Annotated in this window: 2 protein-coding genes; both read left to right on the top strand. The window is 45.4% G+C overall.

Going from position 1 to position 24,214, the window contains the following annotated elements; translation table 11 throughout:
• Positions 1-9: 9 nt before the first annotated feature.
• A complete protein-coding gene (locus LNN34_RS06860) occupies positions 10-16,503 on the top strand; it encodes a non-ribosomal peptide synthetase (RefSeq protein WP_229043070.1) in 16,494 nt (5,497 codons plus the stop codon).
• Positions 16,504-16,517: 14 nt separating this feature from the next.
• Positions 16,518-24,209 carry a beta-ketoacyl synthase N-terminal-like domain-containing protein gene (locus tag LNN34_RS06855; RefSeq protein WP_229043024.1) on the top strand — a complete coding sequence of 2,564 codons (7,692 nt, stop codon included), beginning with the start codon at positions 16,518-16,520 and terminating at the stop codon, positions 24,207-24,209.
• Positions 24,210-24,214 lie beyond the last annotated feature (5 nt).

Genomic DNA, 24,214 nt, shown 5'->3' with positions numbered 1-24,214 from the left:
CTTCAAAGCATGAAGCGTCAGTTGGAAAGCCCGCTTTCAGAAGGTCAAAAAGGGTTATGGATGCTTCAAAAAATGTCTCCTGATATGGGCGCATATAATATTCCTTTATGCTTTCGCGTCAGCAAAAAATTACATGTCGAGACGTTCAAGCAAGCCCTTCTGTTTGTACAGAAACAATATCCTGTTTTAACGAGTGTGATTCAAGAGGAAAATGGCATTCCATATCAAACGGTTCAGCTGTCGCAGGCTCTTCATTTTGAGGAAGCGGATATCTCAGCTATGCATTCAGCTGAGGTATTGCCCTGCCTAAAAGAAAAAGCTAAAGAACCTTTTCATCTGGAAACAGGTCCGTTAATGCGCACATATCTGTTTCATCAGTCAAATGAGGCATGCATTGTGCTTATCACGGTTCATCATATTATATTTGACGGTGTGTCAATGCTGACATTTATATCGACGCTTTTAGAGGCGTATCAACAATTGCTGCGAGGCGAAGAGCTGGTGCTGCAGACTTTACCGGCCGATTATCCTGACTTTGTTGACTGGGAAAATCGTATGCTGGGCGCTAGAGAAGGGGCTGAGCACCTTGCTTATTGGAAAGAGCAGCTGTCCGGAACGCTGCCTATTCTTGAGCTGCCGGCCGACCGTCCCCGTCCTTCAGCACAAAAATATAAGGGGCAAGCTTACAAAAGCTTGCTCCCTCATAGCCTGAGCAAGCAAATAAAGTCGTTAGCCCGTTCTCATGATGTGAACGAATCTGTTGTGTATCTTTGTATTTATAAAGTGCTGCTGCATCACTATACAAAACAAAAGGACATCATTGTCGGAGTCCCGACAATGGGGCGGCCTGAAGACGGTTTTGAATCGATCATTGGGTACTTTATTAATATGATGGCTGTTCGGAGTAAAGAGATAGGAACCCAAACATGTCAAGAGTTCCTTCGAGACCTGCAGCTGACAGTGGCAGACGGACTTGACCATGCGGCATACCCGTTTCCGGCACTGGTAAGAGAACTGAATGTAGACCGCTCAGCAGCAGATTCTCCGATTTTTCAAACAGCCTTTCTCTACCAGAATTTCTTTCAGACAGCAGGCTTACAAAAAATGCTGGAGCAATATCAAGCTCTTGGCATCAAATATATCGAGGACATTCGGCAAGAAGGGGAATTCGAGCTGGCGCTGGAAGTGTATGAACAAGAAAACGAAACAGTGCTTCATCTTCTGTATAACCCTGATATATATGAATTATCTTCCATTGAAAGAATGATGGAGAACTACATCAAACTCACTGAGAACATCATTAACGATCCGTCTTTATCACTTGAAACATACTCTTTACAGCTAGATCAGGAACAAATCAGCTTGTTCGAGCAATGGAATGCGACAAAGACAAATGACTCCAAAGACAAGTGCATACATGAGATTTTTGAGGAAAAAGCGAAAAAAACACCCGATGCGATAGCGGTCGTATTCGAAGAGGAGACTCTTACATATAAGGAATTAGATCAAAAAAGCACATCGCTGGCCATTTACCTTCAAGCACAGGGGGCTGGACCGGAACGACCGGTAGGGATTTGTGCAGAGCGTTCGTTTGATATGCTGATCGGAATTTTAGGGATTCTGAAAGCCGGCGGGGCGTATGTGCCTCTAGATCCGAACTTCCCTCCAGAACGATTAGCGTACATGCTCAAAGACAGTGAAGCGTCCATTGTCCTTACACAATCTAAAGCTCATGACAAAGTAAACAAATTAACTGATGACCATGTAAAAGTCATCAATATCGATTTGGCTTGCAGTCAAACGGATACTGCTCAACAAAAAAGTGAATTGAAACGAGAAGTCAAACCCCATCATCTCGCATATATTATTTACACCTCGGGCAGTACGGGACAGCCTAAAGGAGTCATGGTAGAGCATCAGAGCATTATGAATACGCTGAATTTTCTTGAATCCCAGTATCCTGTCACTGCTGAGGACGCTTATTTATTAAAGACGAACTATGTTTTCGACGTATCCATATCGGAAATATTCGGCTGGTTTATCGGAAATGGCCGCCTTATTATTCTTCCGCCAGATGGAGAGAAATCACCGCAGCTGTGCATGGATGTGATTGAAAAATATCATGTGACCCATGTTAATTTTGTCCCTGCCATGCTGCATGTATTTTTAGAAACGGCAAAAGACAACAGGAAATTTACTGAAGAAGGACCAATCAAATACATGATGGTTGCAGGAGAAGCCTTTCCTAAGGAATTGGTGAAAAAGGCAGTATCCATCTTTAAAAACTGCCGTGTTGAAAATATTTACGGACCAACAGAAGCCTCCATTTACGCGACTTATTTCGGATGCGGAACAGGAGATATCGCCAGTCATCATACGCCAATCGGCAAGCCTGTATCCAATACGAAGATTTATATCGTGGACCAGCATTTAAAGCCTGTTCCGATCGGAAAACCTGGTGAGCTTTGTATCGCAGGCGACGGATTGGCAAGGGGCTATTATAACCAGCCTGGCCTGACAGCGGAAACATTTATTGACAATCCGTTTGAAGCTGGGACCAAGCTTTATAAATCCGGTGATTCAGCAAGATGGCTGCCTGACGGGAATATTGAATATTTAGGCCGCATTGACAGCCAGGTTAAAATCCGAGGTTTCCGAATTGAATTAGGTGCAATAGAAACGAAACTGAGTGAATATCCGGGCATTTTAGATCAGGCAGTAGTAGTCAAGCAGCTGGAAGGACATAAAAAGCTGGCTGCATATTATACGGAGCAAATTGGACATCCGCCTATCGATCCAAACGATTTGCGACGCTGCCTGAAATCCAGCCTGCCGGAATATATGATACCTGCGCACTTTATCCGCCTGGATGAACTGCCATTAACACCAAGCGGGAAAGTGAACCGCAAGGAATTGGAACATCGGAAGGTCATTTTAAATCATTTAAAAACACAACATTTACAGTTATCAGAAGTAGAGGGAAAAGTGCAGCTCATTTGGGAGGATATGCTGAAAGTCAGCGGTTTTGGGCCAGAGGACGGATTTTTCGATGTGGGAGGCGATTCACTTCTTTCCGTGGCCGTGGCGGAACGAATCCAAAAAGAATTTGACTGTGAATTCAGTGTAACGGAGCTGTTCGAGTACGCCAATATCAGGGCCATCAGCCAATACATTATTGAAATGAAAAACACAGATGCGGCGGACATACCTCAAAATGAAAGCAAGCAGAATGTGAAGAGGGTGAAACAAACGGAACAGACGGAACAGCAAGCGCTGCCGCCGTATTTTGAAGACAGTATTGCCATTGTGGGAATCTCCTGCCAGTTTCCAGGTGCAAAAAATCATCATGAGTTCTGGAATCAAATCAAAGAAGGCAAGGAAAGTATTCAATTTTTTTCAAAAGAAGAACTGCGAGAATATGGAGTGCCTGAAGAATTAATTCAACATCCTGATTACGTTCCTGTGCAATCTGTGATTGAGGGAAAAGATTTGTTTGACCCAGGTTTCTTTCAAATCTCTCCTAAAGATGCTGAGTTTATGGACCCTCAGCTTCGTCTCTTATTGCTGCATTCATGGAAAGCAATTGAGGATGCGGGCTATGTGGCAAAAGAGATTCCGGAAACAAGTGTATATATGTCTGCGAGCAACAATTCCTACAGAACGTTATTGCCGAAGGAGAGAACAGAAGGACATGAATCTCCGGATGGCTATGTCTCATGGGTATTAGCCCAAAGCGGAACGATCCCGACGATGATCTCGCACAAGCTCGGATTAAAGGGGCCAAGCTACTTTGTTCATTCCAATTGTTCTTCTTCACTAGTAGGTTTGTATCAAGCGTACAAAAGCCTAACAGCTGGTGAATCTGAATACGCGCTTGTTGGAGGCGCCACCTTGCACGCGCAGTCAGGAATAGGCTATGTGCATCAAAACGGATTGAATTTTTCAAGTGACGGGCATGTTAAGGCATTTGACGCCGCAGCTGACGGAATGGCTGGAGGAGAAGGTGTAGCTGTCGTCCTATTGAAAAAAGCTGTGGATGCGGTAAGAGACGGAGACCATATTTACGCCATCATGCGCGGAATAGGAATCAATAATGACGGAGCTGATAAGGCCGGCTTTTATGCACCTAGCGTAAAAGGCCAAACAGAGGTCATACAGAGCGTATTGGACGAAACAGATATCCATCCTGAAACGATCAGCTACATTGAAGCACACGGTACAGGGACTAAATTAGGCGACCCTATTGAAATTTCTGCCTTAAACAAAGTGTACAGGCAATACACGGACAAAACACAATTTTGCGGAATCGGTTCGGTGAAAACCAATATCGGACATTTGGATACTGCCGCAGGGTTAGCCGGCTGCATTAAGGTTGCCATGAGCTTATCTCATAACGAACTTGCGCCAACTATCAACTGCCAGGAGCCGAATCCTAATATTCACTTTGACAGCTCTCCATTTTATGTTGTCCGCGAACGAAAATTATTACAGAAAAATCAAGGTGTACATCGGGCAGCGCTGAGCTCGTTTGGGCTTGGCGGAACGAACGCTCATGCCATATTCGAACAATATGAAAATGCCCAAGATACAAGAGCGGATAACGAAGGAAATCCTCCGTACCTCATTCCGGTATCGGCAAAGAACAGGGAGCGGCTGCAAGCATATGTAAAGGAATTGCTGACATTTGTCAGTCAAAATGATCTGACACAACACTCTTTAAGGGATTTGGCATACACCTTCCAGATCGGCCGGGAGGCGATGGACACAAGAGTTATTTTTATGGCGAGCGATTTGGAAGAATGGAAGCTGCAGCTGGAGCGTTTTGTGAATGGACAACCGTTGACAGAAGGCTGTATTCAAGGAGAAAAAACGCGAGTGAAATCCGCTGATCTCTTGCTTGGGGATGAGGAAACGGAAGAACTGGTTGCTTCATGGATGTCCAAAGGCAAACTGAAGAAGCTTGCCGAAGTGTGGGCTAAAGGTTATCAGGTTGAATGGCGCCATCTTTACCCGAATGCGAAGCCGCGCCGCATGAGTCTGCCGACATATCCTTTTGCTGAAGAACGGTACTGGCCTGACATCAGCACGGGCAATCGTAAAACAGCTGAACCACGCTTGCATCCTTTGGTGCACCAGAATACATCTGTTTTATCGGAGCAGCGGTTCAGCTCCTGCTTCACAGGACAGGAGTATTTTATTGCTGAGCATATCATTAAAGGGATGGCGATTTTGCCTGCAGCTGTCACGCTTGAAATGGCAAGAGCCGCTATAGAGCAAGGAATTGGTGGTTTAGATGATGAGGAATCCGGAATCCGCCTGAAACATGTGGTTTGGATACGTCCGGTTGTAGCGGGAGATGAGCCGGTTACAGTAAACATCGGGCTCTATGATGAAGACGGCGGACATATTCTTTATCGGATGTATGGTGAACCGGAATCCGCTGACGCAGACCCAATTGTATATAACCAGGGCATAGCGGAATTATTTCAGCCAAAGCATGCGGAGGTATTGGATCTAGAGGCGATAAAGAATCAATGTAATCAAGGCTTCATGGACAACTCCTTATTTTATGAAGGCATGATCGGAGCCGATTACGGTCCCGGATACAAGAGTGTGGAGACCGTTTATAAAGGAGACGGCCAGCTGCTCGCCAAATTATCGCTGCCGGGATCTGTCTCTCATACAGCAGCCGATTATGCTCTTCATCCAAGTTTATTGGATGGGGCGTTCCAGGCGGCTGAATATCTGCAAAACGTCACCAGGGCGGAGCTTTCTGACAGTGAAGACTTTAAAGCTGCACTGCCATTTGCTTTAGAGGAGCTTGAAGTCTTTCATGAATGCGTTTCTGATATGTGGGTTTATGTTCAATTTAATTCAAAAAATAAACCTGGCGATCTGATACAGAAAGTTGATATTGACCTATGCGATGAGCATGGCAGCGTTTGTATACGGATGAAGGGGTTTTCGACGAGAGTGATGGAGGCTGACATACAAACAGAATCATCACATTCAGAAACCTTATTGCTTCAGCCCGTTTGGAAAGAACAAAAGGCTGGCGGAAAAGCGGATAAAGAATATGCAGAGCATCTCGTGTTCCTCTGTGAATGTGATCAGGATATAAGAAAAAAGATCGAAGCAGAAATGGAGCATGTCCATGTCTTCATCCTGGAAGCAAGGCCTGCTTCAGTGGATGGGCGTTTTCATTCGTATACGGAACAGGTGTTTAGAAAAGTGCAAGCGCTGATTCGCGAGAAACCGAAAGGAGATATTCTGATTCAGATCGTGACCTCCGCAGAAGGCGAGCAGCGATTGTTTTCTGGATTGACCGGGCTGCTGAAAACGGCCGAATTAGAAACGGCTAAGCTGACCGGACAAATGATTGAAATCAGCAGTGAAGAAAGCGGGGAAAGCATCGCCCGCAAACTGAAAGAAAATCAAATAAGCAGCGGCACCCATATCAGATATCAAAACGGCACACGATTTATTGCGGATTGGAGTGAAATGAAAGCGGCAAGCCGTAACATCAGCATGCCGTGGAAAGACGGCGGCGTTTATCTCATCACAGGCGGTGCCGGTGGCTTAGGCCTTATGTTCGCAAAAGAAATTGCTGAACAAACGAAAAATGCGACAGTCGTTCTGACGGGCCGTTCACCTCTGAATGATAATAAAAGAGGGAAGATTGAAGAGCTTCGCGCCATAGGGGCCGAGATCACCTATCAGCAAATGGATGTTGCCGATAAAATCGCAGTGTACCAGTTAATGAACAATATCCAGAAAGAACATGGCCGTCTTGATGGCATTCTTCATAGCGCGGGAATTATTAAAGATAGCTATTTGGCCAAGAAATCAGCAGAAGATTTGCATGACGTGCTGGCGCCTAAAGTAAAAGGAATCGTTCACCTGGATGAAGCCAGCAAGGATTTGGCATTGGATGTTTTCATTCTCTTTTCATCTCTTTCGGGAAGTTTAGGCAGCATTGGTCAGGCTGACTATGCGGCAGCCAATGTATTTATGGATATATATGCCGGATACCGCAGTACGCTAGCCGAACACGGTCAGCGGCATGGCAAAACGCTTTCTGTAAACTGGCCATTATGGAAAGAGGGCGGCATGGAGGTCGATCGTGAAACGGAGAAAAGACTTGTGCAGCTGGCCGGAATTGTTCCTCTGGAAGCAAAACAAGGCATACAGGCTTTTTATCAAGCGTTCAATAGTGAGGCAAGCCAGGTCATGGTGATGGAAGGAAACGTTCAGAAGATAAAACAAAACATGCTGTCAAAAACCGCCTCAGCACCTATTGAAAAGAGGGAAACAGAAAGCATGACTGAACCGGCAAAGAGCATTGACACAGGGAATTTGCTGGATAAAGTAAAGGCGATGTTAAAGCGGGAGGTCGCCAAGCTATTAAAGGTTCCATTTGAAACGATTGATGACCATGCTGAAATGACGGTGTATGGGTTTGACTCCATTTCTATGACGGAATTCACCAACCATATCAATCGGGCATATAAACTGGCGCTGACGCCAACCGTCTTTTTTGACCATCCGACGATCCATGAGTTCGGCAAGCATTTGTCAGAAGAATATCAAGCGGTATTTGCGAAAACATTTGCTGTACGCACCAGGTCTAAGGTTCAGGCTCAGCCTGCATTTGAACAGGATAAAACCATACATGGCACCTCAAAAAGACGCCGAAAGCAGCCGGTTATGCATCCGGCAACCATACAGAGTGAATCCGGGCCCGAGCCAATCGCAATCGTCGGAATAAGCGGCATTTTTCCTATGGCAAAAGATGTGGATGCCTACTGGAAGAACTTAAAAGAAGGCAAGGACTGCATGACGGAAATTCCGAAAGACCGCTGGGATTGGCGCGAATATGAAGGGGACCCTGCGAAGGAAGCCAATAAAACGAATGTAAGATGGGGAGGTTTTATTGACGGCATTGCGGAATTCGACCCATTATTCTTTGGCATTTCCCCGCGTGAAGCTGAACAAATGGAGCCGCAGCAACGCTTATTATTGACTTACGCATGGAAAGCGATTGAAGATGCAGGGTATTCGGCAAAAAGTCTGTCAGGCACGAAAACAGGCGTATTCATCGGAACGGGTAATACAGGATACAGTTCTCTTTTATCTAAAGCGAACTCGGCAATAGAAGGGTCAGCGGCAGCTAACACGAGCCCGTCAGTCGGTCCGAATCGAGTCAGTTATTTCCTTAATCTGCATGGGCCGAGTGAACCTATTGATACGGCGTGCTCCAGTTCATTGGTAGCGATCCATCACGCCATTTCCTCAATCGAGGAAGGCACTTGTGACATGGCATTAGCCGGCGGCGTTAATACGATTATTCTGCCTGAGGTGTATATCAGCTTTGATAAAGCGGGTGCCCTGAGCAAAGAAGGCAAATGCAAGACGTTCTCAAATCGAGCTGATGGTTTTGCTCATGGGGAAGGAGCCGGCATACTGTTTCTGAAGAAGTTAAAAGCGGCCGAGGAAGCGGGAGACCATATTTATGGAGTGATAAAAGGAAGCGCAGTGAACCATGGAGGGCGTGCGGCGTCTTTAACGACGCCTAATCCGAAGGCCCAGGCGGAAGTCATTCAAACGGCATTCCAAAAGGCGGGAATCGATCCCAAAACGGTGACGTACATTGAGGCGCACGGAACAGGTACGGAGCTGGGAGATCCTGTTGAAATTAACGGATTGAAAGCGGCTTTTAAAGGGCTGGGTGTAAAAGAAGGAGACACTTCTGCCAATCATTATTGCGGCCTCGGTTCAGCGAAGACAAACATCGGTCATTTATCGCTTGCAGCCGGTGCAGCAGGAATTATTAAAATTTTAATGCAGCTTAAACACAAAACCTTAGTGAAAAGTCTCCATTGCGAGACTGTCAATCCGTATATTCAGCTTGAAAACAGCCCATTTTATATCGTTCGGGAAACAGAAGAATGGAAAGCGCTACAGAATGAGCAGGGGCAGGATCTGCCTCGCCGTGCAGGCGTCAGTTCATTTGGTATCGGCGGGGTAAATGCCCACGTGCTCATCGAGGAATATATTCCGAAGGCGGACGCTGGCAGCATACCGTCGATCACTTCTGAACATCCAGGTATTTTCGTCCTATCCGCTAAAAATGAAGCAAGACTGAAAGAATACGCACAGCAGCTGGCTGAAGCGTTAGACCAGCATATTTACAAAAACGAAGATCTCGCAAATATTGCTTATACGCTGCAAGCCGGGCGAGACGCGATGGAAGAACGGCTGGGGATCATTTCCGGGTCAATTGAGGATTTGCAAGACAAGCTAAAAGACTATGCAGCCGGCAAAAATAATGTGGAGGATGTATATAGAGGGCGGATTGATAAAGGAACGCTGCAAATGCTGACGGAAGATGAAGAAATTCAAGAAGCGGTTGAAAAATGGATGAAGCGCGGAAAGTATGCAAAACTGCTGGAATTATGGGTGAAAGGGCTTGATGTGGACTGGGCGAAGCTGTATGGCGAGAATGAGCCGCATCGCATCAGCTTGCCGACATATCCGTTTGCGAAAGACCGTTACTGGATTTCTGATTATGTCGCAAAAAGGGGAAGCGTTAAAGCCGACAAAAAAGCAGCTCACATCAGCGCATCTGTGTTACATCCATTAATGCATCAAAACACTTCGAATCTCTCGGAACAGCGGTTTAGCTCAATCTATACGGGTGAAGAGTTTTTCCTTGCAGATCATGTTGTCAAAGGCCAACGGATCTTGCCGGGAGTGGCCCATCTTGAAATGGCGCGAGCTGCCATTGAGCAGGCTGCAGATGTACAAAACGGTCAGTATCGCATTACGCTCAAAAACACAGTGTGGGTGCGGCCGATTGTAGTCGGGGAGCAGCCGCTGCAAGTACACATCAGGCTTTTTCCGGAGGAGCATGGTGACATTACGTATGAAATCTACGGCAACCCGGAAACAGCCGGTGACAAACCAATTGTATACAGTCAAGGCGGAGCTGAATTACATCCTGCTGCGGATACGCCGGTCATTGATTTAGCATCCCTGCGAAATAAGTGTCAGCAAACTCATTTCTCCGTAAACGAAGTATACGACACCTATAAAATGATTGGTTTTGACTACGGTCCAGCTTATCGCGGTGTAGAAAAGATTTATACAGCTGAACATTTTGTATTGGCAAGATTGTCATTGCATCCTTCTGTTTTAGATACAATTAGCCAATTCAGCATGCATCCGGGTCTGATGGACTCCGCTTTACAGGCATCCAGCATTTTGACAGGCGCAGGAGATAACCGGCTGACGCTGCCTTTTGCGGTACAAGAGCTTGAAGTCTTCGGGACATGTTCCTCGAACATGTGGGTATACGCCAGATACAGTGAAGGCAGCAAATCGACTGATAAGGTGCAAAAGCGGGATATTGATATCTTAGATGAGAACGGCAATGTTTGCGTACGGTTAAAAGGTTTGTCTTTCAGAGCGGCAGAAAGCGATCCTAGATCAGCAGAGTCTGACCAAACGATGGAAACTTTGATGTTTGAGGAAAAATGGATGTCTAGGGAGATCGACAAAGAAGGTCCGGAACCAGAATATGAACGGCATATTATCATGCTTTGTGAAATGAACGGACTCTCAAAAGACAGCATTGAATCAAAGCTCAAAGGAGCGGAATGTATAGTATTGGAGTCTTACCGGGAGGGTCTGGCAGAGCGATTCCAAGATTATGCCGAACAAGCGCTTGAGACGATACAGAGTATCCTCAAAAGCAAGCCGCAAGGCCATGTTCTGATCCAAATGCTTACCTCCGCGCAAAGAAAGCATTACTCTTTCTCAGGACTTTCGGCGCTCCTTAAAACGGCCGGGCTGGAGAATACAAAGCTGATCGGCCAGACGATTGAAATCGATACAAACGAAACTATGAATAGGATCGCAGACATAGTCCAAGAGAATAAAAGAAACACAGGAGATCAGCGCATTAAATATGAAAAAGGCAAACGGTACATCAATGAATTAAATGAAATTCATACGCCTGACCGTGAAATCAGATTGCCGTGGAGGGATAAGGGTGTGTACCTCATCACAGGCGGCGCAGGAGGACTTGGATTTATTTTTGCGAAAGAAATTGCAAGCCAAGTCAAACAGCCTGTTTTGATTCTTACAGGCAGGTCCGCGCTTAGCGCTGATCAGCAATCACAGCTTAGCGAGCTGCAGCGTTTAGGTGCCCGTACAGAGTACAGACGGGTTGATGTGACTCAAACGGAGGCTGCGTCCGAGTTAATCACAAGGATCACAGCTGATTATGGCGATTTGCATGGCGTGATTCACAGTGCTGGACTGCTTAAAGACAACTATCTCATGAATAAAACAAATGAAGAACTTAAGCAGGTCCTCGCTCCTAAGGTAAAAGGGCTCGTAAATGTGGATGAGGCAACCGAGCATCTCGCGTTAGATTTCTTTATCCTTTTCTCTTCCATATCTAGTGTCACCGGCAGCGCGGGACAGGCGGATTATGCGATGGCTAATGCATTTATGGACAGCTATGCCGCTTATCGTAATGCGCTTGTGACCGCCATGTACAGACACGGCCAAACATTGTCGATCAATTGGCCGCTGTGGAAAGAAGGCGGCATGCGTGTAAATAAAGAAACTGAAAAAATGACAATGAAAAATACGGGCGTTACGGCTATGCGAACTGAAACCGGCATTCAGGCACTTTATAAAGGATTGGCTTTTGGTAAAGATAACGTCATTGTCATGGAAGGTATCAAAGACATGATGAGAGAAAAGCTGTCTCAAAAGCCGCCTTCTGAAGATGTTCCGAATAAACCAGCGCAAGAACCTGTGACCCAGATAGCAAGAATGGATCAAGACAGCTTATTGGACCAAATACAAGACATTTTAAAGCAAGCAATCTCTCAAATGCTCAAAATCAAAACTGAAGAGATTGATCCGGATATGGAGTTTAATCAATATGGATTTGATTCAATCACTTTGACTGAATTCGCTAATATATTGAATGAACAATACAAGCTGGATCTGACCCCTACAATTTTCTTTGAGCATGCAACTGTTTCTGCATTTGCCGTGTATTTATCAGCAGAATATCAAAATACATTCTCGGCGCAATTTGCAGTGCCTGTCAAGGAGGATCTGCCTGTACAGCCTGCGGAAAAAGCCATGAAAGACATCAGGTTTTCAACCGAAAACCGTTTTGGCAAACCGAAGGAGCTGCCAGTGAAGAAGGCAGCCGAGCATGCGCCTGAGCCTGAACCTGAACCCATTGCCATTGTAGGGATGAGCGGGGTTTTCCCAAAAGCAAAGGATGTTGAGGAGTACTGGATGAATTTGAAAGAAGGAACAGATTGTATAACAGAGGTTCCAAAAGACCGCTGGGATTGGCGTGAGTACTACGGAGACCCGCTAAAAGAAGCAAATAAAACGAACGTCAAATGGGGCGGTTTTATTGATGGAGTAGCCGACTTTGATCCGTTGTTCTTCGGCATTTCTCCGCTGGAGGCTGAGCAGATGGAGCCTCAGCAGCGTCTATTAATGACCTATGCTTGGAAAGCGATAGAAGAAGCGGGACATTCAGCCCAAAGCCTATCAGGAACCAAAACGGGCTTATTCATCGGTACTGGAAACACGGGATACAGCTCTCTTCTCTCAAATGTAGATATCGAAGGCTCTGCAGCTGCTAATATGAGTCCTTCTGCCGGACCGAATAGAGTCAGCTATTTTCTGAACATTCATGGACCGAGCGAACCGATTGACACGGCATGTTCAAGCTCACTGGTCGCCATTCATCATGCAGTTTGTGCAATTGAAGCTGGAAACTGTGAAATGGCGATCGCGGGAGGCGTCAACACGGTTGTCACACCGCAAGGCCACATTGCCTACGATAAAGCCGGGGCTCTGAGCAAAGAAGGAAAATGCAAAACGTTCTCTGATAAAGCCGATGGATTTGCGGTCAGTGAAGGTGCAGGCATCCTCTTCCTGAAAAAACTAAAGGCGGCGCAACGCGACGGCGATCATATTTACGGTGTGATCAAAGGAAGTGCGGTAAATCACGGAGGCCGCGCGAATTCTCTGACGACGCCTAATCCGAAGGCTCAGGCAGAAGTCGTAAAAACCGCTTATTTGAAGGCGGGAATCGATCCGAGAACTGTGACGTATATTGAAGCGCATGGAACCGGAACGGAACTTGGAGATCCGGTAGAAATTAACGGGCTGAAGGCTGCATTTAAAGAACTGTACGAGAAAACGGGAGATCCTTCTGTTCATGCCACCCATTGCGGACTGGGTTCAGCGAAGACAAACATCGGCCATTTATCGCTCGCAGCCGGTGTAGCCGGTGTCATCAAAATCCTGTTGCAGCTAAAACACAAAACGCTGGTAAAAAGTCTGCACAGTGAGACGATCAATCCGTATATCAGGTTGGAAGACAGCCCATTTTATATCGTGCGGGAATCTAGAGAATGGAAATCGCTGCGGGATGAAAACGGACGGGAGCTGCCTCGCCGAGCCGGAGTCAGTTCATTTGGCATAGGCGGTGTCAATGCCCATGTGGTCATTGAGGAATATATTCCAAAAGAAACTGCTCCTTCTGAACAAGCGCCAGCAGTGACATCACAGAACCCGGGCATCTTTGTCTTGTCGGCAAAGGAAGAAGATCGCCTGAAGGACCAAGCACAGCAATTGGCGGATTTTATCAGCAAACATTCAATCTCAGATCGTGATCTCACTGATATTGCTTATACACTCCAAGAGGGGCGCGATGCAATGGAGGAGAGATTAGGGATTATCGCTGTCTCGGTTCAAGATTTGCTGGAGAAACTGTACCTCTTTATAGAAGGACAAACCAATGCGACCAACATGTATAGAGGCAGGGCGAATAAAGGGATATTACAGACACTCAGGTCAGACGAAGACATTCAGAAAACACTCAAAAATGACTGGGAACCCGAAGTTTATACAAAACTGGTTGAATTATGGGTAGCAGGATTAAAAATAGATTGGAATAAAATGTATAACGGAAAACAGCCTAACCGCATCAGCTTGCCAACCTATCCATTTGCAAAAGAGCGCTACTGGATAACGGATATGAAAGAGGAGGCAATCACACAAAAGGCACCGACAAAAACTGTTGATACAGCAGTTTTGCACCCATTAGTACAAACCAACACTTCTGATTTGACAGAGCAGCGTTTCAGCTCAATCTTTACAGGCGCTGAGTTCTTTTTCAACGACCACAAGGTGAAGGGAAAGCCGGTCATGCCGGGGGTCGCGTATCTTGAGATGGTGCATGCAGCCATTTCGCAGGCAGTGCGAGGGCTCAAAGATCATCAATCTGTCATTCATATAAAAAATGTTGTTTGGGTACAGCCGATTGTGGCGGACGGTCAGCCTGTCCAAGTGCATATCAGTCTTGATCCTCAGCACGATGGTGAAATTGCTTTTGAAATCTTTACAGAAGACGGTGAGAACACACGGAAGGTACACAGTCAGGGCAGTGTTGAGATAAGAGAGGCAGGAAACATTCCTTCTCATAATATCAGCACGCTGCAATCACAATGCAGTCAAAACACACTGTCAAATGAACAGTGCTATGAGTTATTTAAAGCGATCGGCATAGAATACGGGCTTGGTTTTCAAGGAATACAGCAGCTTTACATTGGCCGCAATCAAGCGTTGGCGGAACTTTCGCTGCCGTCTGGTGTATCTCAAACGCTGAACGAATTTATTCTTCATCCGAGTATGACGGATTCTGCTTTACAAGCGTCGATCGGGTTAAAGCTGAATTCCGGAGACGAACAGCTTTCATTGCCTTTTGCACTGCAGGAGCTTGAAGTATATAGTCCGTGTACAGAAAACATGTGGGTCTCTGTCACCTCGCGTCCAAACGAGGACAGAATACAACGGCTGGATATTGATCTATGTGATGAACAAGGCCAGGTATGTGTAAGAATCAGGGGCATCTCCTCAAGAGTGATAGAAGAAGACATACAACGCCCGGGAAAAATAAAACGCTCTGACAGCAAGGCGTCTCTTAATGGAGCGCTTCTAATGGCGCCGGTATGGGATCAAGTGCAAACGGGAAATAGCAGGATCATTCCGTCTGCTGATGAGCGTGTTGTCATTCTAGGTGGGGATGAAAACAGCAGAAACGCTGTACAAAGACAGTTCCCGCTTGCCAAAGAGCTCCATATCAAGCCGCATGATTCGATTCATCAGTTGGCAAACCAGCTTGATGCATTAGGGGCATTTGACCATATTGTGTGGATTTCTCCTTCCCATGTTGCGGAGTGCGAAATCGGTGATGACATGATTGAAGCCCAAAACCAAAACGTTATTCAACTGTTCAGGCTCATTAAGGCGATGCTTTCTTTAGGCTATGGAGAAAAGACGATAAGCTGGACGGTCGTGACAGCGAATACGCAATGTGTTGATCAGCATGACATTGTCAATCCAATTGATGCCGGTCTTCACGGTCTGATCGGCTCGATGGCAAAAGAATATACAAATTGGCAGATAAAACTGATCGATGTAGATCGAAATGAAGATTGGCCGGTGGCCGAAATCTTTTCCTTGCCTTTCGACCAAGAGGGAAATACTTGGGCGTGTCGAAACAAAACCTGGCACAAACAGCGTCTGATCCCTGTACACAGCAATCAGCCTGTGCATACCAAGTATAAACACGGAGGCGTTTATGTGGTCATAGGCGGTGCGGGCGGAATTGGAGAAGCTTGGAGCGAATATGTGATTCGAACATACCAAGCGCATGTCGTTTGGATTGGCAGAAGAACAAAAGATGCATCCATTCAAAGCAAGCTGGACAGACTTGCGCGTTTAGGGCCGGCTCCGTTTTATATCGAAGCTGATGCCGCAAACCGAGAGGACTTGGAACGCGCTTATGCAGCTATCAAAGAAATACATCGGGAAATCAACGGAATCATTCATTCTGCCATCGTTTTGCAAGACCAAAGCCTGATGAATATGAATGAGGAACGTTTCAGAAATGTTCTTTCTGCAAAAGTGGATGTAAGTGTGCAAATGGCTCAAGTCTTCCAGAAAGAGCCGTTGGACTTTGCTTTGTTTTTCTCTTCCGTACAATCATTTGCAAGAGCTTCAGGACAGAGCAATTATGCTGCCGGCTGCAGCTTTAAGGATGCTTTTGCTCATCGGCTTTCACAAGTATGGCCTTGTACAGTAGCTGTGATCAATTGGAGTTATTGGGGCAGCATTGGTGTTGTTTCCTCACCTGATTATCAGCGAAGAATGGCGCAGGCGGGCATAGGCTCTATTGAAGCCCCTGAAGCGATGGAAGCGTTGGAACTGCTGCTCGGGGGGCCGCTGAAACAGCTTGTGATGATGAAGATGGCAGACTGCGGAACGGACAATGACTCAGGACAGAATGACGAAACAATTGAGGTGTATCCGGAAACTCACAGCTCCGCCATTGAGAAACTGCGAAGCTATCACCCGGGAGACAGCACAAAGATACAACAACTGTTATAGGAGGGGAAGCGCCAATGCGAAACACAGAAGACATTCTCTGTAAGATGCTGTTAGCACAATTGCAGTCCATAGGATTTTTCAAGGAAAATAACCCCCAGCCGGTGCTGCAGAATTTCTATGGCAGATGGTTTGAGGAGAGCCTATCGATTTTGGAGCGGCATGGTTTTCTTCAACAAACGGCAAATGGATTCGCCGTAACCCGCTCAACAGAGGACATAAATGAATTGTGGAACGAATGGGATGAAAAAAAAGCAGACTTGCTTCAAGACAGTAACATGAAAGCCATGGTGGTGTTAGTAGAGACTGCACTTAAAGCCTTGCCGGATATTCTGACCGGCAAGGCATCTGCCACCGATATCCTTTTTCCGAACTCATCTATGGAGTTAGTGGAAGGAATCTATAAAAACAATCAAGTCGCAGACTATTTTAACGATGTGCTGGCAAACACCTTGGCTGCCTTTATGCAGGAGCGTCTAAAGCAAGAGCCTGAAGCAAGGATTCGTATACTAGAAATCGGAGCGGGAACAGGCGGTACAAGCGCTGCGGTTTTTCAAAAAATGAAAGCCTATCAGTCACATATAGAAGAATATTGCTATACAGATCTCTCCAAAGCGTTTTTACTGCATGCGGAAAAAACATACGGTCCGGACAACCCTTATTTGACGTATAAGGTATTTAATGTGGAAGAGCCGGCGGCTGAACAATATATAGAAGCGGGCGGATATGATGTGGTTGTCGCTGCAAATGTGCTTCATGCGACGAAAAATATCCGGCAGACATTGAGAAATGCCAAAGCGGTTTTGAAGAAAAACGGCCTGCTCGTTCTGAATGAAATTAATGACCATAATATATATTCACACCTGACCTTTGGCTTGTTAGAGGGCTGGTGGCTGTATGAAGATCCCGATCTGCGTATCCCGGGCTGCCCCGGTTTATATCCAGATACATGGAAAATGGTGCTTGAGAGTGAGGGCTTTCGTTATGTTTCCTTTATGGCTGAACAATCACATCAGCTCGGCCAGCAGATCATTGCAGCGGAAAGTGACGGAATCGTCCGTCAAAAAACGCGAACAGCAAAACCAGCAGAAGAAATTATAGATTACCATCTAGACGAACATCATTCTCAAACGAAGGATAGTGATGAGGATTCTCTTCTTGAACAAACGACACAATTTGTGAAACATACGTTAGCAAAATCGATAAAACTTTCACCGGAGCGTATACATGCAGAAACAACGTTTGAGAAGTATGGAATCGATTCTATTTTGCAGGTGAATTTTATTCGTGAGTTAGAAAAACTGACGGGTGAGCTTCCGAAAACAATTTTATTTGAACACAGCAATACGAAAGAACTCGTCGATTTTCTGATAAAGGAGCATGAAGGGAAGCTGCGGACATCACTGCTGAAAGAAAAATCACAGCCCGCAAATAAAGAAACTTCTATTCAAGCGAAGCCAATAAAATCTGAACAGCCGTTTACATATCAAACGCGCCGTTTTAGCGGAGACCAGCAGCTAATTAAAACTCAGCAAGCAAAAGCGAATCCAAAATCAGAAACCGAAACAGCGAAAAACGAAAAGGCAATCCTTTCTCATAGAACCACACCGAATCATTACGGCACAGAAGATATTGCAATTATCGGCATAAGCGGACGTTATCCGATGTCTGAGAACGTAGAAGAGCTCTGGGAGCATTTAATAGCTGGGGATAATTGTATTACAGAGGCTCCGCAATCAAGATGGCGGACATCTTTAGTAAACACTTTGTCGAAAGAATCATTACAATCGTCAGATAAGAAGCGCTACGGCGGATTTTTAAAAGACATACATGCGTTTGATCATCATCTTTTTGAAGCGGATCAGAATCAAGTAATGGAAATGACACCGGAACTTCGTTTATTTTTAGAAACCGTCTGGGAAACATTTGAGGACGGAGGCTATTCCCAAAACCGATTAAATGAACTGCAGGACAACGGAACGGGAGTAGGTGTCTTTGTTGGAAACATGTATAATCAGTATTTTTGGAATATCCCTTCATTAGAACAAGCGGTGCTGAGCTCTAATGGCGGAGACTGGCATATTGCAAATCGCGTTTCTCATTTTTTTAACCTGACAGGACCAAGTCTGGCTGTCAGCTCCGCATGCTCCAGTTCATTAAACGCAATCCATCTTGCATGTGAGAGTTTGAAACTGAAAAACTGTTCGATGGCAATAGCCGGCGGTGTCAATTTAACACTGAATCTCTCTAAATATGATGCGCTGGAGCGCGCAAATCTTTTAGGGAACGGAAATCAAAGCAAGAGCTTTGGCACAGGAAGCGGGCTTATTCCGGGTGAAGGTGTCGGAGCCGTCCTGCTAAAACCGCTCTCTAAGGCGATAGAAGATCACGACCATATTTATGCCGTCATCAAAAGCAGCTTTGCCAATCATAGCGGAGGAAGGCAGATGTATACAGCGCCAGACCCGAAGCAGCAAGCTGCATTAATCTCCAAGTCCATTCAGCAATCCGGCATTGATCCGGAAACAATCGGCTATATAGAATCTGCGGCAAATGGTTCAGCGTTAGGCGACCCGATTGAAGTAATCGCACTATCTAATGCATTTCATCAGTATACAAATAAGAAACAGTTTTGTGCGATAGGCTCTGTAAAATCGAATCTTGGACATTTGGAGGCGGCTTCCGGCATTTCTCAGCTCACCAAAGTTCTGTTGCAGATGAAAAATGGGACGCTTGTACCGACGATTAATGCCACCCCTGTCAATCCAAATATTAACCTGGAAAACACAGCATTTCATCTGCAAAAACGAACGGAGCCGTGGCAGCGGTTAAAAGATCCCGATACAGGAAAGCATCTGCCCAGAAGAAGCATGATTAATTCTTTCGGAGCGGGAGGGGCCTATGCGAATCTCATTATAGAAGAATTTATTGGCGCTGCATCTGAGCAGCAACATCCAGTGCCTCACCAGCAGGACTATCTGGCCGTTTTTTCTGCGAAAACGAAATGGAGCCTGCTCAGCTATCTTGAAAAACTGCGAGTGTTTTTAGAAAAAAAACCATCTTCTTCTATTGGAGCAGTTGTACGCTCACTGCACAGGATTAACCATGACTTAGAACATCGGGCTGCATTTTCGGTATCGTCGACGCAGGAATTGATTGAAAAACTAAAGATTTTCCAAAAAACAAAAGAAAGCTCACTCCAGGATGGTATCTATATATCCTTTGATTTACAATCAGATGCGATTTCTACAAATGGAGGGTCAGCCCATGAAGAAACAAGCTTAACAGCACAGCAATGGGCTGCGGGGGCTTCGATTCATTTTGACCATATACATCAAGGGAATGAAACTGGCTGGATCAATCTGCCTCACTATGCATTTGACCATCAAACAGTCTATCAATTTGGTGCCCTGCCTCATGAAGAAGGGAAAAGGCATGATGAGCAAACGGCTAATCATCCGCTGATACAAGATACATTCTCATACAATGAGCCTTACGTTCAAGGCCATGTGTTCAACAAAGAACGGGTGCTCGTCGGTGCAACCTATGCAAGTCTTGCGATTGACGCATTTTTTGAAATGTTCCCTGAAGAAAACAGCGGCCGTATCAGTAAATTAAGTTATCTAAATCCTGTTGTCATAAACCAAGGGCAAACAATTGAAGTAAAAGCTGATCCTCTTCAGAAAGATCATGCAATCGATTTGCAAATCATGTATCGTGAGCGGGCATCTGAGACGTGGAAGCCTGCCGCAATCGGGCAATGCCAAAAAGATCATTTTGAAGCAAAAAAAGTAAATATCGAAAGTGTAAAACGTTCGTTAACAGAGCTCGAACATACTGACGAAATGTATCAAACCGTCGATGGCGGCGCTGAGTGGGGAGACTTGTATAAAACCATCACTCATCTGTACAGAGGCAATCATTCAATCCTTGCAAAAGTGCGTTTGTCTCAAAACGGAATGGCAAATGCGCATCATTACACTGTCAGCCCATTGATTACAAACAGTGCTTACCTGGCAATTCTCAGTTTCATAGAACAATTAGACATAAAGGGGCATTTCTTGCCATTTGGAATCAACGATATTCAATTCACAAAAAATAAAATAAGAGAAGATTGCTGGCTTTTGATTACTTTCGTTAAGAATACCGGTGAAATGCTGCTGTTTGACATAGACGTGATGAATGAAGCGTCAGAGACGGTGCTGCGCTATTCAGGTTACTCTTTAAAGCAATTCTGCTTAACAGATCGAGGAAGCAAAGAGGAAAATCAGGAAGTTCAAATACACGATATAAGAGACCGTATTCGAAGCTATCTCACAGATAAACTGGCTGACAAGACGGCCAATCCATCAAAACTGTCTCTTGCAAAAGTTCATATCATGGATTTAGGGATCGATTCTTCCCAATTGATTGCGTTGACAAGAGAGCTGGAATCAGAGACAAAGATTGAGCTAAATCCTACATTGTTTTTTGAATATCCGACTCTTCAAGAACTGGCCGATTTTTTTGCCGAAAAACATGAAAAATCCTTTGTTCAATTGCTTGGAGGGACCAAGCAACAGCAGAAATCCCAGAATATAAAAGAAAATAAAATAAAGCAAATGCAAACCTATGAAAGAAAGACGGATGAAACAAAAGAAACGGCAGACGGCATAGCCATTATCGGCATGTCGGGGCAGTTTCCAAAAGCAAACAATGTAACGGAATTTTGGGATAACCTGATTCACGGGAGGAATTGTATTTCTGAAGTGCCGGAAGAACGCTGGGATTGGCGAAAATATACCGAAAATACTGATGGGAAGCAGTCAAGCCTCCAATGGGGCGGGTTTATAGAAGGCATAGGTGAGTTTGACGCGCTGTTTTTCGGCATTTCACCGAAAGAAGCAGCGACAATGGATCCCCAGGAGTTTCTGCTTTTGACACATGCGTGGAAGGCGATGGAAGACGCCGGTATAACAGGCCAAGCCTTATCCAGCTGCCCGACAGGAGTTTTTGTCGCAGCCGGCAATACCGATGCGGCTGTGATTCCTTCCTTAATGCCAAACCGTATTTCCTATGCACTGAATGTAAAAGGGCCAAGTGAATATTATGAGGCTGCCTGTTCCTCAGCTCTTGTCGCTTTGCACAGAGCGATTCAATCCATTCGAAACGGCGAATGTGAGCAAGCCATTGTTGGCGCTGTGAATCTCCTGCTCTCACCAAAGGGCTTTAGCGGCTTTGATTCAATGGGATATTTGAGTGCGGAAGGGAAAGCCAAGTCCTTTCAAGCAGAGGCGAATGGATTTGTTCGAAGTGAAGGTGCAGGGGTTCTCATCATTAAACCTTTACAAAAAGCCATTGAAGACTCTGATCATATTTATTCTGTCATTAAAGGGACAGGTGTATCGCATGGCGGCAGGGGAATGTCACTGCACGCGCCTAATCCGATCGGAATGAAGGATGCGATGAAGAAGGCTTACCAAGGGTCGCAAGTAGATCCGAAAACGGTGACTTATATAGAAGCGCACGGGATCGCATCGCCAGTGGCTGATGCTATAGAAGTGGAAGCGTTGAAATCGGGATACAGACAGCTCGAATCGGAGCATTCGCACCAACTGCAAGGAGAAATGCCATGTTACATCAGCAGCTTAAAGCCGAGCATCGGGCATGGAGAACTGGTTTCAGGCATGGCTGCTCTTATGAAAGTCAGCATGGCGATGCAGCATAAAACAATACCTGGTATTCCCGGTTTTGATTCATTGAATGATCAGGTGTCAATAAAGGAAACGCGTTTCCGGATGATTGACGGGAACCAGCAATGGGAAGAAATACAGGATGATGCAGGCAGAACGATACCTCGCAGAGCAAGCATTAATAGCTATGGTTTTGGAGGAATAAACGCGCACATCATCTTAGAAGAATATGTTCCTTCTCATACAGAACCAGCAATTGAACATACAGATGAGCCGCACATTGTGGTGCTTTCTGCAAAAAACCGAGACAGACTAAGAGCCGTTGTTCAACAGATGCTTGACTATGTAAAACAGCAAAAAGCACTGTCTTTACAAAATTACGCTTACACACTTCAAGTCGGACGAGAAGAGATGAGTGACCGGATGGCCCTGATTATCCGCAGTAAGGATGAACTCGTACTCGGATTGGAAGAGTACTTAACAGCTGCGGAAAAAGCAGAAAAGCCGAAAAGCACTGTACCTTGCTTTATCGGAAATTCAGAAGAAGGCATGTCAGATATCGGTGCCTTACTTGAGGGAACATTGGGCGATATCGTGATGCAGACACTATTGTCTGAAAACCATCTTGAAAAGATCGCGTTTTGCTGGGCAAAAGGAGTGCAAATTCCATGGGAGCAGCTTCATCAAGGAAAAGGTGCGCGGAGAATATCATTGCCCGCCTATCCGTTTGAAAAAAGAAATTGCTGGAATGGCTTTCTGTCACCAGAAATAGCACCTGCTTTTTCAAATGATGAGATTCCCCCTCACAAAAGAAACGATATTCAAATGATATCTGATGTATTGGGCATGACACCTGAAGAATTAAATCCTCAAAAGGCATTACAAGATTACGGGTTTGATTCTATCGTTTGTATACAGTTATTGCAGCAATGGCAAGCAGAAGCTGGCCTGTCAATCAGCCTGGCAGAGCTGCAAACGTGTCAAACTGTGCAGAATATGGTGGACTTGATAGCAATGAAACGGGAAAATACAGTCCAAGACCAGTCAGTCCAGACTGTCAGCCGGTCATTTCCGGAATTAATACCGTTAAACGATGGCAAGCGGGGGCGCCCTGTATTTTGGTTTCATGGAGGAGTAGGCGGTGTAGAAATCTATACGCCATTTGCGAAGAAAAGCCAGCGTCCTTTTTACGGCATTCAAGCCAAGGGCTTTATGACAAATCATGCTCCTTTACACGGAATTGAACAAATGGCTTCCTATTATATAGACATTATGCGATCCGTACAGCCGGAAGGCCCTTATGATGTAGGCGGATATTCCTTAGGCGGACTGCTCGCATATGAAGTAACACGCCAGCTGCAAAGCCAGGGCCTTGCTGTAAAAAGCATGGTCATGATTGATTCCCCTTACAGTCCTGGACGTGAACAAAATGAGCCTTCTGTAAAAACGTCAATGCTTCAAACGATAAATACGATGCTGGCATCTATTGTTCAGTCGGAAAAGCTTACAGACGTTCTCATCAGCCGTGAAGAGGTAGATGTTGACAGAGAGGAAGAGGAATTTTTAACTGAACTGATTGGTTTAGCAAGAAAGCGGGGATTAAACAAACCGGAGAAGAGAATACGGACTCAGCTTAACCAAATGGTCAAAGCTCAGCATGCTTATGAATTTGAGGCGTACACTGTCCAGCCGCTTGTGGATCCTGAAGCGGTAAAATGTTTTTATTTCCGCAATAAAAGCAGATCTTTCCTTGGCGACTTGGACATTTACTTTACCATTTCAAATGAAAAAATACCGTTGGATGATACTGCCTACTGGGAGGAATGGGAGCGGCAAATCCCTCAATTCCATCTGGTGGATGTCGATTCCAGCAATCACATGATGATGTTAACAGAATCTAAAGCGTCCAGCGCCATGCTGGAGTTTTGTGAAAAACTATACTCAAACAGAGGCGTAGTAAACGCGAATTTCCTTAAGGCTTTTCGCAAAAAACATGAAGCCAGCGAAGAAAACGCTGATGAATTGGTAAAGCGCTGAGGAAA

It is taken from the genome of Bacillus sp. AF23 (assembly GCF_020861455.1).
GTDB classification, from domain to species: domain Bacteria; phylum Bacillota; class Bacilli; order Bacillales; family Bacillaceae; genus Bacillus; species Bacillus halotolerans.
This window is presented reverse-complemented; position numbering and strand designations above follow the sequence as displayed.